Source organism: Epibacterium sp. MM17-32, assembly GCF_022348205.1.
GTDB lineage: Bacteria > Pseudomonadota > Alphaproteobacteria > Rhodobacterales > Rhodobacteraceae > Epibacterium.
Genome location: NZ_JAKRFC010000010.1, coordinates 76463 through 91716, shown reverse-complemented (window position 1 = coordinate 91716; position 15254 = coordinate 76463). Strand labels below are relative to the sequence as shown.

Sequence of the window (15254 nt, the reverse complement as noted above, 5' to 3'; positions counted from 1 at the left end):
CTCGAACCCACCGAGACAGACGATGATGGCATTGATGTTGATGATGTGCTGTCGGGGATCGAGGCCGTAAACACGCCCACGCAAGGCGATGCCGTCGATCTTGAGACTGTTGTCGGCGCGCTGGACACGGCGGAGACCACACCAGAGACTGACGTCGATGATGTGTTGTCCGGTCTCGACCCGGTCCTCGAGACTGATGACGAAGACGACCCACGCGCGTTGTCCGATATGCTGGATGACATCGGTGGCACTGAAACGGCACCGGAGACCGATGTCTCAGAGGTTTTGGCCGGGTTGGAACCTGTGGAGGCCACATCCGACACGGCAGAGAGCGATCTGGCGTCGATGCTGGAGGACGCGCCAGCCGCGACTGAGGAAGCCCAGGAAAATCTGGATGATGTCCTTTCCGGATTGGAACCGGTGGAGCAGGCCGTGGATGCGGAAACCGTGGATCTCGAGACGGTATTGGGTCAATTGCCAGTGCCTCAAACCGGAAACGAAAGTGATCTTGGTGCGGATGACATCCTGTCTGGTCTGTCCGACATCGATGTAGGAGATGCTTCTCCCGAGGGCGACACAGCAGTGGATGACATCCTGTCCGAAATCGAGGCCGACGCCCCGGAACAGGAGCTCGAAACCCCAACCGCAGATGATGATCTGGACCTTGATGATCTTCTGTCTGATCTCGATATCCACGAGGATGAGCCCTCGGACGGCGTGATTGCGGCTGAACCTGACGCGGCGGGCGATCAAACCGACACCAGTGAAGACGGTGATGCGGACACGATCTCCGCTGACCTGGATACGCTTCTTGCTGATCTTGATATGTCGGAAGGCCCAAGTTCCGATGAGGACGCATCGGACCCGATCCTTGAGGATCTGCTGGGCGATCTGCCGGATCATGATGCGTCCGATGGAGACCCGGAACCGCCGCACGCAGAAGACATTTCGACCACACCGGAGGATGTCGCCGAGACCGACGCCACCGAGGCAGCCGAAACTGAACTGGATGCGCTCTTGGCGGACCTCGACATGTCGGAGGAAACCGATAGTCCAAACGATGATCTGGATGCGCTTTTTGGGGATCTGGAGGACGCGGCGGCCGCCGAGGAAGAAGACGATCTGGCAGATCTTAATGCGCTGTTGGGGGACCTTGATGAGGATGCCGAGGGCGACCTCGACCTGGATGCTCTGCTGGCGGGCGATGCGGATTCAGAAACCGGCGAGGAGCAGGCCGCTCCGAAACAACCGGAGCCCGAACTGGCTTATGGAACAATGTCGGCGCAACGTCCCGAGCCGCAAAAACTGGACCGCAAACGCTTTCGGTTGGCGGTTTTTGGCGATTTCACGGGCCGCGCCGCCCGGGGCCTGATCGACACGGGCGATGCACTGGCACAGCGCAAACCCATGGTTCTGGATCCCGATACCTTTGAGGATGTGATCGAGAGTTTCGCCACTGAGCTTGTGCTGCCCATCGGCAAGGACGGCGCGGGGATTTCCGTCAAGCTGGGAGAGTTCGACGATCTGCATCCGGATGAACTCTATGACAATGTCACGCTGTTCTCGGAGCTTGTCGGGCTGCGCAAACAGCTACAGAGCGGCACCACCAAGGACCACGCCATGAAGACATTGGCGGCTTGGGCAGAGGCGCATGGCACGCCGATCCGTGCGCCGAAAGCGCGATCCGGCGGCAATGCCGTGCCCGCGGACAGACGGCTGAGCGATTTTCAAAAGCTGATCGGTGACACGGGCAACAGGTTGCGCGAAGCGTCTCCGGTGGAGGACATGCTGGCGCGCGTTGTTGGTCCGCATGTCCGCGCCCTGCCGGATCCCAATCTCGGGGCCATGCAGGAAGCAGTTGATCTGGCGCTATCTGATGCGATGCGACTGGTGTTGCATCACCCGGAATTCCAGTCGGTCGAGGCGCAATGGCGATCACTGGACCTGATCCAGAGGTCGGTCGAAGTGGATGATACGCTGGAGGTGATGCTCTATGACGTATCTGCGGAGGAAATCGCCGCCGATCTCGCCGCCCAAGAAGACTTGTCCCAGAGCGGTTTTGTGCGGCTTTTGACAGAAGAGCCGATGGATGCGGAAAATGGACGTGGCGCCTATTCGGCGTTGATCGGGCTCTATACGTTTGAGGAAACACCGCCGCATGCGGAATTGCTGGGCCGCTTCGCCCGGGTCGCGGCGCATGTCGATGCCCCCTTTCTGGCATCCGTGACGCCTGCCTTCTGGGATCATGACAAGGACGAGCGCCCCAAACTGGTGGCTGATGCTTGGGATACGCTTGCCGGAATGGTCGAGGCCGGCCATCTCGGACTGTTGACCCCGCGCTTCCTGTTGCGCCGACCCTATGGGGCCAAGGGCGAACCGATTGATCCGTTTGATTTCGAGGAATTCACCCAGAGCGAGGGCTTGCGCGGTATGCTATGGGGCAACCCGGTGGTTCTGGCGGCAATCCTGATGGCAAAATCGTTCAAAGAGAACGGTGCATCGCTCCAACTCGGATCGATCATGTCGTTGGGGGATATGCCCTACCACTACGTGACGGACCGTTTCGGTGATCAGGTGGCGTTGCCTTGCACCGAACGGAACGTGGATCTTGATAAGATTGCTGCCGCAAAGGAGCGAGGCTTCATGCCGATCGCAGCAGTGCGGGGGCGGGATGAAATTCGTTTGACGTCGTTCAACTCGCTGCGCGGCGAGGCGCTGCTAGGACCGTGGACGGGCGAGCCTGCCCCTGCGCCTTCGCCGGCGGACCCCACACCGCCCCGGCCTGAACCAGCGCCGGACAGCGCGGGAGACGACTCAGAGCTTGATTTGAATTTTGACGACGATGGCGAGGGCGGCGATGATGATCTCGACGCGCTTCTCGCCGGATTTGGTGATGATGACGATTCTGATTTGGACGGCGATATAGACGCCGATCTAGAGGCACTTTTGAATGACCTGTGACTTTGTATTCCGAAACTCTTTGCCCAGGGCTGAGGCGCGCCTCGCCGGTGCCCGGGACCGAAAGGAGAAGCCATGACCGAAAGCAAAGCCCATGAAAATGACGTCGTCTGGATGTCTGGGTCTTATTCGGTAAAAGGGCTTATGATGCGCCGCGCCATCGTGCGCGAAGGATTGAGCAAACTTACCGAGACGACGATCGAATTCCAGTCTCGCAACTCTGCCGTATCGCTGGACGATCTGGTGGGGCAGACCATGAATGTGCATGTGGTCACCGAGGAGGGCAAGGAGCAGAAATTCTCCGGCCTGTGCATCTCGGTCGAGAACTTTGGCTTTCGCGATGGGTATACCCAGTTCGTGGCCGAGGTCAGACCCTGGTTCTGGCTGTTGACCCGAACCGAGGATTGCCGGGTCTTTCAGAACCTGTCAGCGCCCGACATTATCAAGCAGATCCTGTCGGAACACGGGTTTTCGGACTACAAGGACAGCCTGTCCGGGAGCTATGAAAAACGTGAATACTGCTTGCAGTATCGCGAAAGCGACTATGCCTTCATCTGCCGGTTGATGGAGGAAGAGGGGATCTACTTCTTCTTTGACAGCAACACCAGCCAGTCCACCGCTGAAAAACTGGTGTTGGCAGACGGTCTCAGCGCGCACAAACCCATAAGTGAGAACGCCACCGCCGAATTCCACATTCGCGACGATGCGGATCGGCGTCGGGGCGAGCATGTGGCGGAGTTGAGCAAGATCGAACGGGTCACAAGGGGCAAGGTCACGCTCAACGACTTTGACTTCAACACGCCACAGGCGGATCTCAAGGTCAGCGACGCCCAATCCAAGGGCAAGCACCAGTACAAGACCTTTGAGGTGTACGACTACCAGGCGCATTATCGCAAGGAGACTGGACTGGGCACCACCTTCGCCCGGGCGCGCATGGATGCGGAGGCGTTGACCTATCAGCAATGGCGCGGCGCGTCGTCGCTGCGCACCCTTGGTGCCGGCTATACGTTCAAGCTGACGAAGCATGAGGATAGCGACAGCAACAAGGATTTCCTTGTGGTGGAGGCGGTTCACTACCTCAAGGTCGACAGCGAATTCGGAGAGCGCGACAGAGGAGCCAAGGGAAAGGGCGACGCGGAGGAAATGCGTCGCGATCTAAAGGCACAGAACCTCGACTTTCCAAAGGAAATAGAAAAGGACAGCTACGCCAACACCTTCCGGGTGATCGAGAAATCGGTTCAGTATCGAGCGCCGCGCGTCACGCCTTGGCCTGAGGTGCCCGGTGTGCAAACTGCCACGGTCGTGGGGACGTCAGGCGAGGAAATCCTGACCGATGAGCACGGCCGGGTCAAAATCCAGTTCCACTGGGACCGTGAGGGCAAGAAGAACGAAACATCCTGTTGTTTCGTGCGCGTGATGACCCCCTGGTCGGGCAAGGATTGGGGGATGGTTGCGGTGCCCCGGATCGGTCAAGAGGTGGTGGTCCAGTTCGAGGATGGCAACCCGGATCGACCGATCATCACCGGCATGCTCTACAACGCGGAAACCAAGCCGCCCTACAAGTATCCCGACGATCAGACCCAACTTGGCATCAAGACGAATTCGTCGAAAGGCGGCGGTGGCTACAACGAGTTGATGTTCGACGACAAGAAAGACTCCGAACTGATGCGCATCCAGGCGCAGAAGTATCATCAGACGCTGGTGAAGGATCGATTGTCGATGACGGTGGGCCTGGATGCGATCGACAAGGAGGTCACCTCTGTCGATGAAAAATCCTACGACCTGACCATCGAACAGCATATGAACGAGACGGTGAAGTCCGGCGACCGAACCGAAATCGTGGAGACGGGTAACAAGGTCGAAACCGTAAAGACGGGCGACTATACCGAAACCATCGAGACCGGTAATAAAACGATGACGATCGAGACCGGGAACCTGACCGAGAATATCGACACGGGCAATGTCGAAGTGACGATAGGGCAGGGCAATCTGACCGAGACCATCAGCCAGGGTGATCACACGGAAACCGTCAGCCTCGGGAACATCACAACCGAGGCCTCGGCTGGCAAGATCGCGATTTCCGCTGGCATGGAAATCACGCTGACCGTAGGTGGGTCGTCGATTAAAATCGACAACTCGGGTGTTACGATTAGTGGCCCGATGATCAAACTCGAGGCCGATGGGATGCTAGAAGCGAAATCTCCCCTGACCACCGTCAAGGGCGATGGAATGCTGACCCTTAAGGGCGGCGTCACCATGATCAACTAGGCGCGAAGACATGGCTGAGATGTTTGAAAAACTGGTGAAACTGCCAAAAGAACCTGTCGCGAAGATCCTCTCGCGGCAGCAGGTTCTGTTGAAAACCCCCCTTGAGTGCGAAGTCAGCGCCACCGCGCCCGTCGTGCTGAAGGAGCTGTATGACAAGAAGGCGATGATCGATCTGTTGCGGCTGATGGGTATCCTCTTGCCCCCGCGTGAGCGGGTGTGGTGGGCCTGTTTGGCGGCGCGCGATTATATCGGTCCGCGCAGTCCCAAAGATCCGCCGTCGCTTGCCACTTCGGAGGCCTGGGTTTTGGACCCGACGGAACACAACCGTCAAGCGGCGCGGATTACGATCGACCATGCGTATGTGGATGATGACACAGTGAATTGCGCTTGGGCGGTAACGTATCATGACGGCACGCTTGGTCCGGGTGATCTGCGTCAATATCCGGCGCCGGCCGGGGCGGCAGAGGCCGCCGCCTTTGCCATGAATATGGTGGCCTTGGGTCAATTATCTGATAAGTTTGAAGAACATGGCTATATACTGATCGAGCGTGCGCTGGATATTGCTCGAGGTGGCAATGGCCGTGTAGGCACTGCGGATGCAGATGCTGCCGAGGCCCCGGAAATTGCTTCGGAATCCACCTAGGCCCGAACAGGAGAACGATATTATGGGCAGTCCCGCGCGAGAGGGTGACAACAGGGCTGGGAACACCGTGTGCCAACATGGCAGGGAGGCAGGCGCGCTATGGGCGTGAGGTTGCGTTTCCAGTCTTCCGGCACCATGCCGTCTGATGCAGCGCCCCTGGTGCTGCGCGGACCCAGCCTGACGATCGGGCGCGGGGCGACCAATGATGTGGTCCTGCCTGATCCGGACCAGATGTTGTCGCGTAATCACTGTGTGATCGAAGATCTCGGCAGTCATGTGGCTGTTGTCGATCTGAGTTCAAACGGAACCTTTCTCAATTACGGGAAGATGCCTTTGGGGCCGACGCCCACACCGCTGAATGACGGTGATGTGCTGACCGTCGGATCGTACGAGTTGGCGGTCGAGATCACACAGGACGCAGCGCTTCCGGATCCGCTTGCGATGGAGCCTGCGGCCGCCGATCCTCTGTCACCCGGGCGGGCTGAGAATGCGCCGGATCCTCTGGCCCTGCTTGATGATGCCGGACCCGGTGGGGATTTTCTGGATGATCTTCTTGGAGAAAGCGCGCCAACGGGACCGTCGCAGATCAACCCGGTGGACCCAATTGATGACCTTCTGCCGCCCATGGGCGAAGAGGAGGATCCGTTCTTCGAGCAACCCGATGACGGACGTCAGGGGCAGGGGGCGAGCCTGCCCGCGCATAATCCTGCCGCTCAGGATGGGTTCTCGCCGCAACACGCCCCGCAACCAAACGTGATTCCGGATGACTGGGACGACGAGTTTTTCTCTGGCATTGCAGGGGACTCCGGGAACCAGGACCGTCCCCCGGCACCGCCGGAAAGACAAGAGACAAAGCGCCCAAATCCTGAGCCTGCCACAGCGCCGCCATCAGTAGAGGCGGACCCGGTTGCAGAGACAGAAGCGCAGGCAGCCACGGCGCGGCAGGATGTTGCACCTGCCAAAACGACAGCGCCCCCGGCGGAGCCGCCGCGGTCGAGGGCTGACGAGAGCGGTGCAGCACAGGCTTTCCTGGATGCGCTGGCGGTGGACGATCTCTCTGTTCCCGCCGATGAATACGATACAATGATGGATCGCATGGGCCGGGTCATGAAGACCTTCATCATCGGCCTGCGGGAAATCCTGATGACGCGGACGTCGATCAAGTCGGAGTTTCGGATCGAACAGACGATGATCTCTGCCGGCGGCAATAATCCGTTGAAGTTCTCGATCTCGCCCGAGCAGGCGATCGAGGCGATGGTCAAACCCAAGGCGCGTGGTTATCTGGACGCGGAAGCAGCCGCGGAGGAAGCGCTACGGGACATCAAGGCGCATGAGATTGCGATGGTGACCGGCATGGAGGCGGCGCTTAAAGGGGTGCTTGCCAAGTTGGATCCCAAGTTGTTGGAAGCCCAGATTGAAAAAAAGGGTGGTCTGGGTGGCCTGTTGCGGAACAGGAAAGCCCAGTATTGGGACGTCTACGAGGAGCATTATGCCGAAATCTCCGATCAGGCGGAAAACGAGTTTCATGATCTGTTCAGCCGCGAGTTCGCTCGGGCCTATAAGGCTCAGATGGATCGGTTGAAAGAGGAATCCGACGCCTAGGCGCCGGTGACAAAGAAAGGAGAGCCGAGTGTCCTGGGACAGCAAGGTGCTTTGGACCGAGGGGTTGTTTTTGCAGCCTCATCATTTCCAACAGGCTGATCGATATATGGAAGCCCAGGTCGCTGGCCTTGCACGGCGACTGGTGCCCTATGCGTGGGGGCTGACGGGGGTCGAAATTGATTTCGAAGCATTGAAAATCGGCCAGTTTGCCCTGAAGTCCTGCGAAGGGCTGACCCACGATGGCGCCGTTTTCCGGGTGCCCATGGCGGATGATCACCCCCCCGCCCTGGAGGTGCCGCAGACCGTCAAGGACTGCATCGTCTATGTCACCGTTCCGCAGCGACGTCAGGGCGGGACGGAGGTCGACCTGACGGGCGCAGAGCGATCTGCCAGCCGGTTGCGTCCGGGCAAGCAGGAGGTGACCGATGTGACCTCTGTTGATCGCAAGCCTGTCGAGCTGGATGTGGGTAAGCTGCGGCTGCAGTTCGCCCTTGACGTGGACGATATGGCGGATCTTCTGGCGATCCCCGTGGCGCGCATCATTGAAGTGCGGGCGGATAAGGAGATCGTTCTCGATCAGTCGTTTATTCCGTCGGTTCTGGACATTCGGGCCGCCGCACCACTCAATGACTTCCTCCGGGAACTGGAGGGGCTGCTGGCGCATCGGATGGAGGCGCTCTCTGGTCGGCTGTCTGAAGCAGGCGGCGCGCGCGGCGTTGCAGATGTGTCTGACTTTATGCTTTTGGCGCTGGTCAATCGCAGCCTGCCGATGGTGCGTCACCTGCGCGAAATTGAAAACCTGCACCCCGAGCGCCTGTTCACCATTGCAACCGGTCTGGCGGGCGAGTTGTCTGCGTTTATGAGCACTGACAAGGTTGTACCGGAGTTTCCGCCCTACACCCACGATAACCTGAGCGCCTGTTTCGCGCCGGTGATCCGGGTCTTGCGGCAATACCTGAGTTCGGTTCTTGAGCAGACGGCGATCCCGATCAAACTGGAACCGCGCAAATATGGTATCTCCGTGGGGGTCATCGCGGATCGCAAACTGATCGGCAATTCGGGCTTTGTGCTTGCGGTCAAGGCGGATGTACCGGCCGAGGATGTGCGGCGTCACTTTGCGGGGCAGGCAAAGATCGGCCCGGTCGAGGAAATCCGCCAGCTGGTCAACTCAGCCTTGCCGGGGATCACTCTGCGGCCGTTGCCGGTTGCGCCGCGCCAGATCCCCTATCATTCGGGGGTCGTGTATTTCGAGATGGATGCCGAAAGCCCCTATTGGGGCAAGATGACCACGTCCGGTGGTATCGCCGTACATGTGTCCGGCCAATACCCGGGGCTCAGCATGGAGCTTTGGGCTATTCGCAATGCGTGAGCGCGGCTGAGGGAGTATGCCAATGGGCGATTTCGACGATCCTTTTGCAGAGCCGGGCGACACCGACAAAACGGTGATCCGGCCCAATCCCGGTGGCCGGCGTGCGGCACAGCCGCAGGCACCCAGCGCACCTGCACCGCAGCCCGTTGCCTCCGGCGGTGATGCGGCATTTGGCGTGCCGCGATCGGCGCCGGCGGCCTCGACGTCGGGGGCCAAGGCGCCAGCGGTCGCGCTGACGGGCATGAACCAGCTGACGGCTTGCGCAACGGCGCTGTTTGCGCTGATCAGCCGAATCCGCAACCGGGCGCAGCATATGGACCCCGACAAGCTGCGCCAGAGTGTGGTCGGCGAGGTGCGTGCTTTTGAAAATCGTGCCCTGCAGGCAGGCATCCCAGCGCAAACTGTAAAAATTGCGCGCTATGCGCTGTGCGCGACATTGGATGATGTTGTGTTGAATACACCGTGGGGCGGGCAATCTGCCTGGGGTTTGCAGTCCATGGTCGGCACCTTCCACCGTGAAACCGTCGGCGGTGACCGTTTTTATGATCTGCTTGCGCGTTTGGAGAAAGAGCCTGCAACCAATATCGACATGCTGGAGTTTCTCTACATGTGCATGTCGCTGGGGTTCGAGGGGCGCTTGCGGGTAGAGCCGGGCGGATCCGAGAAACACCTGCAAATTCGCGCCGCTCTGGCCCGGATCATCCGCGGCCAGCGTGGTCAGGTCGAGTGGGAACTGTCACCGAACTGGAAAGGCGTCGTAAAACCCTTTGTGGTGCGTTCCGCCTGGCGGTTGGTCTGGATCTCTATCGCTGTTGCTGCCGTTTTGCTGGCGGGACAGTTTGTCGGACTAAGCTGGGCGCTGTCATCGAACACCGAACGGGTCATTGGCAAGATGCAAACCGTCGAAGCAGGGCAGGTCGCCACATTGGAGCGCCGCGCTCCGCCACCGCCGCCACCGCCACCAGTCCCCACCATCGAGCAGCAGGTGGCAAAGGTCGCCGGTTTCCTGGATCAGGAGATCAAGGATGGCATCGTCGAGGTCTTTCCCAAGGGCAATACGCTGACCATACGTTTGGCGGGCTCCGGCATGTTCGGGTCTGGCTCGGATCAACTGAAAGCCGCTTTTGATGATCCGATCGACCGGGTGGCAGAGGCGCTGAACGATGAACCGGGCCGCGTGATTGTTGTGGGGCACTCCGACAATGTGCCGATCCGGTCTGCACGGTTCCCGTCAAACATGGCTCTCTCCCTGGCCCGTGCCAAATCCGTTATGGCGCGCATGGCGGACGAGTTGAGCGCTCCGGAACGGTTGTCGGCCGAGGGGCGCGCGGACAAAGAGCCGATCGCGGACAACGCCACCCGCGAAGGGCGTGCCAAGAACCGAAGAATTGAAGTCCTGCTTGTGCAGGAGGTGCAAGAATGATCCGTCGCTTTATCCTGCCGTTGTTTCGCTCGATTTATACCATCCTGATCCTGCTGGCAGCGGCGCTATCGGCCTGTATCTGGTATTTTGCGCCTTTCATCGGCTCTGATACCTGGCGTCCGTTTGACAGTATGTCGTCGCGGCTGATTGCCATCGGCGTCCTGTGGGTGCTGACCTTGCTGACGCTGCTGCTGATCGCTCTGATCCGGGCACGGCGCGACCGTCAGATGACCGAAGAAATCGCCGAGGCTGTCGATACTGCAGAGGATGATGTCATCGGTGAGGAACTTGTCGAGCTGAAAGGCAAGTTCAAGACGGCGCTGACCGAGCTGCGGAAGTCCAAGAACGGGCGCAAGCACCTCAATCAACTGCCCTGGTACATCATGATTGGTCCGCCCGGTGCGGGCAAGACCACCGCCATCGTGAACTCCGGCCTGCAGTTCCCATTGGCCGACAAACTGGGCAAGGCTGCGATTGGCGGTGTTGGCGGCACGCGGAATTGCGACTGGTGGTTCACCAACAAGGCCGTCCTGATCGATACGGCGGGTCGCTATACGACGCAGGAAAGCGATCAGGAAACCGACAATGCTGCCTGGCTCGGCTTTCTCAACCTTCTGAAGAAATACCGCAAGCGTCAGCCGATCAACGGGGCGATCATTGCGATTTCGCTCTCCGATCTCTCCCTTCAGGATGAGTTGACGCAAAAGGCCCATGCCACCGCCATTCGCAACCGGCTGGCCGAACTGCGCGAACGTCTCGGCGTGCGCTTTCCGGTCTATGTCGTCTTTACCAAGGCGGACTTGATCGCAGGTTTTCAGGAGTATTACGACACGCTTGGCAAGGAAGAACGCGAGCAGGTCTGGGGCTTCACCCTGCCGTTGGCCAAGGCCAAGTCCGATGCGGATCCGATCACCCGATTTGATGAGGAATTTGCGGGTTTGCTCGGGCAGCTGAACGCCCAGCTTATGGAGAAGATGCAGGCGGAAACCGATCCGCAGCGTCGGGCGTTGGTGGCGGGTTTCCCCTCGCAAGTTGCCTCTGTGCGCGGGGTGGCGCGCGAGTTCCTGAAAGAGGTCTTTCAGGACAATGCCTACCAAAAGCGGCAGATGTTGCGTGGTGTCTACCTGGCGTCGGGCACTCAGGAAGGCACCCCCATCGACCGGTTGATGCTCGGCATGGCTCAGACCTTCGGCATTGGCCGACAGGCGATCGGGTCTGGCAAGGGCACTGGGCGTTCGTACTTTCTGACCCGTCTGTTCGAGGGCGTCATGTTCCCGGAAGCAGGTCTGGTGTCGTCGGATGACAAGATAGAGCGGCGTTATCGCTGGGCGCGTCGTGTTGCTGTCGCTGCCACCATTCTGGTCAGCGTGGCGATGGGGGGCTTGTGGGTCAATTCGTTCCTAAAGAACAAGGCATTGATTGCAAAGGCCAGTGCTCAGGTCGATGAGTATCAGACTGCAGCCGCGGCGCTGCCGCAAAGCCCGGTTGGTGATACCGACCTTGTTCCAGTGGTGGCCGCCCTTAACGATCTACGGGATCTGCCGGGGAACCCCGTCTTGTCGACGCCGGAACCGGCGCTTTCCGAAACCTACGGCCTGTATCAGGGCGAGGTGATTGGCACCCAAGGGGCCCAAACCTACCGTTCCGCGCTGAACCGCCGCTTCCTGCCGCGGCTATTGGTTCGGCTGGAAGAGCAGATTGCCGGGAACATCAATGACGTCGACGCGCTTTATGAAGCGCTGAAGATCTATCTGATGCTTGGGTTGCAAGGGCCCATGAACCCGGATCTGGTCAAGGAGTTCCTCAACAACGACTGGTCCGAGGTGACATATTCCGGTGTGGTTCGACAGCAATTGCGTGCAGATCTGAACGATCACCTTGATGCGCTTCTGTCCCAGCCAATGGAGGAAATCGCGCTGAACGGTGACTTGATTGCGCAGGCACGTGGGGTTCTGGCGGAAATGCCGATGTCCCAGCGGGTCTATTCGGGGATCATAAATTCCCGTGCCGCGACCGAACTGCCGCAGTGGCGTTTGACCGATGTCGGCGGACCGGAAGTCACGCGCGTCATGACCCGGAATTCGGGTAAGCCGATGGCGGAGGGGATCGAGGGGATCTTTACCTACAACGGGTTCAACAACGTCTTTCTGACCGAGGCCGTGAGCGTCTCCAACCGCTTGCAGAGTGAAGCGTGGGTCCTGGGTGACAGCAGCCAGGAGGCACAGAGCGAGGCGGCGCTGCTGTCCTTGAGCCGCGACGTGCTGGATCTCTACTACAACGACTTTATCGGGCGCTACGATGATCTCTTGGGGGATCTGGACGTCATCCCGTTGCAATCGCTGAACCAGGCCGTGGATGTTACGCGCATCTTGTCCGGGGCCAGCTCTCCGATCGAGAACGTTTTGCGCGCGGTGGCCCAGGAAACGCAACTGACGCAATCTCAATCTGCGCTCGACACCTCTGCCGTCAATGATGGCATCGGTCAGGTCGCGAGCCTCGAAGCGCGCTCCAGCCTGTCTTTGCAAGGCGAAATCTTGTTGGAAGCTCTGATGAAGTCCGCAACCACGCAAGGCGGGCAACAGCAGCTTCCACCGGGGAAATTTGTCGAAAACCGGTTCGCCTGGTTGCATCAGATGGTTGACGCCCCCGAGGGGCAGCCGTCGCAGCTGGATGGTCTGATGGGGTTGTTGCTGACCGTCTATCAGGAACTGAACAAGATGACGATCAGCGGGATTTCCACAGGAGGAGCCAGCAGTCAGGCGCTGCTCCAGTTCCAGCAAGCGGCGAGCCAGTATCAGGGGCCGATGCAACGCTGGGCCAAGCAGATCACGGTCGGGTCCTCCGGCATTACCTCCGAAGGGACACGGGCATCCATCAACGCCGCCTGGCAATCGGATGTTCTGCCGTTTTGTACGCAGGCGTTGTCCAACCGTTACCCGTTCAATCGGTCGGCCCGCGCCGATGTCGCAATGGCGGATTTTGCCAAGCTGTTCGCACCGGGCGGTATGATCGACGGGTTCTTTAACCAGCATCTCGCGCAATATGTGGATACGTCGACCACACCCTGGACCTTCAAATCGACCGGTGCGGGGGCGGATCTCGGGATTAGCCAAGCGGTGCTGAACCAGATGCAATACGCCACGGAGATCCGTGACGCGTTCTTTGCCTCCGGGTCAGCGCCGCTGGTGCCGTTCCAGATCACGCCCAAGGCGTTGGATCCAAAGGCCAAGGAGATGATCTTGGAAATCGACGGCACAACCGTTGCTTTCAATCACAAGATGGGTCAGCCGACGCCCGTTGCGGTGACCTGGCCGGGCTCGGTGGGGCTGGCGCGGATCACGCTCAACCCGCAGCGTCGTGACAGCGAGAATATCCTGTCCAAGGATGGTCCCTGGGCCTGGTTCCGACTGCTCGACGCAGCCGAAGTCAGGCGGACGAATGCGGTGGACCGTCGGCGTGTGAACTTTACCGTTGGTGGCCGCCTGGCGCTGTTTGAGTTGCAGGCAGGATCGGCCGTGAACCCGTTTGCTCTGCCGGCAATGGCAAAGTTCTCTTGCCCGAAGTCGATGTAATGACCGCGGGTTTCGGAGCCTATGGCAAGATGCCGACGGTCGGCGACTTCTTTCGACTGTCGCCGCCGAGCGGGTTTGTAAAGATGTGGGATCCCTGGATTCAGTCGATCATGACCGCTGGGCAGCGCACGTACGGGCCACATTTTGACCAGTACTACATGTCCGCACCGATCTGGCGGTTCACTCTGTCGGCAGGCTTGGCCGGCGGACAGAAACTGACCGGTGTCCTCATGCCCTCGGTGGATCGGGTGGGGCGGCGCTTCCCACTTACGCTTGTCAGTGCTTTGCCAACGCCGGGGCCGGTCGGATGCGATCATCTCAGCGATACGGATCTGTTCGAACGTCTGGAAGATATTGCGCTGGACTGTCTTGAAGATAACATGAACCAGGAGCGACTGGCGCAATTGCTGGCAACGGTGAAGGTGCCGGATATGCGTGCGGTTGCTCCGGTCCGGTCAAGCGGGGAGACCATAGTTTTGACCGGCGTTGGGGAGGTGTCGCGCTTGCCAGTGGCCGTCGCGGGTGGCCTACTGGAACAGCAGGGGCGGGATCTCTCCGTCTGGTCAGCGGTTCTGGACGGCAGTCCGCGGATGTTGGCCTGCAAGGGGCTTCCCTCGGAAGCTCAGGCCATGGGTCTTTTTGACCTCGGCGCAAGTATCTGGAGAGAGGCCAGGCCGATATGACTGAAATGCGTAACACCCGCTTTGTTGGTCAAACCCATACGGGACTGGTTCGCAAGACCAACGAAGATGCGATCTTGAGTCTGTCCGAGCATGAAGTCTGGCTGGTGTCAGATGGAATGGGCGGCCACGATGCCGGAGATTACGCCAGTCGACTGATCGCGGATATGGTTGCAACCATTCCTCCGGACCTTGGCCCGGCAGAGAAAATGCACGCCTTGCGGGATGCGATCCAGGGCGCGCACCGCGCCATACAGGCAGAATCCGACGCGCGGGGCGGCGCGACGATCGGAGCGACGGTTGCAGTGCTCACCGTCAGTCAGGGCTATTTTCTGTGTTTGTGGGCGGGAGACAGCCGCATCTATCGCTTGCGCAACCGGCAGATCGAGCTGCTGACGACGGATCATTCGGCGGTGGCGGAATACGTCCTCGCCGGCAAGATGAACTGGGATGAGGCGGACCAGCATCCGCAGGCAAACGCGATCACCAGAGCCGTCGGCATCCCCGGTGAGCTTGTGCTTGACAAGGTGCGCGGCGAGACCGCGCCCGGCGACCGGTTTCTGTTGTGTTCCGACGGGCTGACCAAATACGCCACGTTTTCGATGTTGGAGGATATACTGTCCTCCACACCATTGGATAACCTGAGTGATAAGCTCATCCAGTTGGCGTTGGCCGGTGGCGGCGCGGACAATGTGTCGGTGATCGTCGTTGACGTGCTCTGACCGGGCAACGCGCCTGA

General features: G+C 59.7%; 9 protein-coding genes. All 9 read left to right on the top strand.

The features are described from left to right. The first annotated feature begins 228 nt into the window (after positions 1 to 228). The 9 genes from MHM88_RS23215 (at position 229) to MHM88_RS16145 (ending at position 15237) form a co-directional block, all read left to right on the top strand. Positions 229 to 2961 (top strand): type VI secretion system contractile sheath domain-containing protein, encoded by a 2733-nt coding sequence (locus MHM88_RS23215; RefSeq protein ID WP_370687503.1) that lies wholly within the window; start codon positions 229 to 231, stop codon positions 2959 to 2961. Positions 2962 to 3033: 72 nt separating this feature from the next. After that, entirely contained in the window at positions 3034 to 5226 is a 2193-nt protein-coding gene (locus MHM88_RS16180; protein ID WP_239324275.1) for a type VI secretion system Vgr family protein, read from the top strand. 10 nt (positions 5227 to 5236) lie between these two features. After that, on the top strand, positions 5237 to 5869 hold the full coding sequence (locus MHM88_RS16175) for a hypothetical protein (RefSeq protein ID WP_239367503.1): 633 nt from the start codon (positions 5237 to 5239) through the stop codon (positions 5867 to 5869). 99 nt (positions 5870 to 5968) lie between these two features. Further along, entirely contained in the window at positions 5969 to 7471 is a 1503-nt protein-coding gene (gene tagH / locus MHM88_RS16170) for a type VI secretion system-associated FHA domain protein TagH (RefSeq protein ID WP_239367501.1), read from the top strand. 28 nt (positions 7472 to 7499) lie between these two features. Beyond that, positions 7500 to 8840 (top strand): type VI secretion system baseplate subunit TssK, encoded by a 1341-nt coding sequence (tssK, locus tag MHM88_RS16165; RefSeq protein WP_239367499.1) that lies wholly within the window; start codon positions 7500 to 7502, stop codon positions 8838 to 8840. Between the two features lie 22 nt (positions 8841 to 8862). After that, positions 8863 to 10263, top strand: coding sequence for a type VI secretion system protein TssL, long form (gene tssL, locus MHM88_RS16160; RefSeq protein WP_239324267.1), 1401 nt, complete (start codon positions 8863 to 8865; stop codon positions 10261 to 10263). Next, entirely contained in the window at positions 10260 to 13835 is a 3576-nt protein-coding gene (tssM, locus tag MHM88_RS16155; protein WP_239367497.1) for a type VI secretion system membrane subunit TssM, read from the top strand. The genes tssL and tssM overlap by 4 nt, the downstream gene beginning before the upstream one ends. Beyond that, entirely contained in the window at positions 13835 to 14518 is a 684-nt protein-coding gene (gene tagF / locus MHM88_RS16150) for a type VI secretion system-associated protein TagF (protein WP_239367495.1), read from the top strand. Before tssM ends, tagF begins: the two co-directional genes overlap by 1 nt. After that, entirely contained in the window at positions 14515 to 15237 is a 723-nt protein-coding gene (locus MHM88_RS16145; protein ID WP_239367493.1) for a PP2C family serine/threonine-protein phosphatase, read from the top strand. Before tagF ends, MHM88_RS16145 begins: the two co-directional genes overlap by 4 nt. Positions 15238 to 15254: the final 17 nt, after the last annotated feature.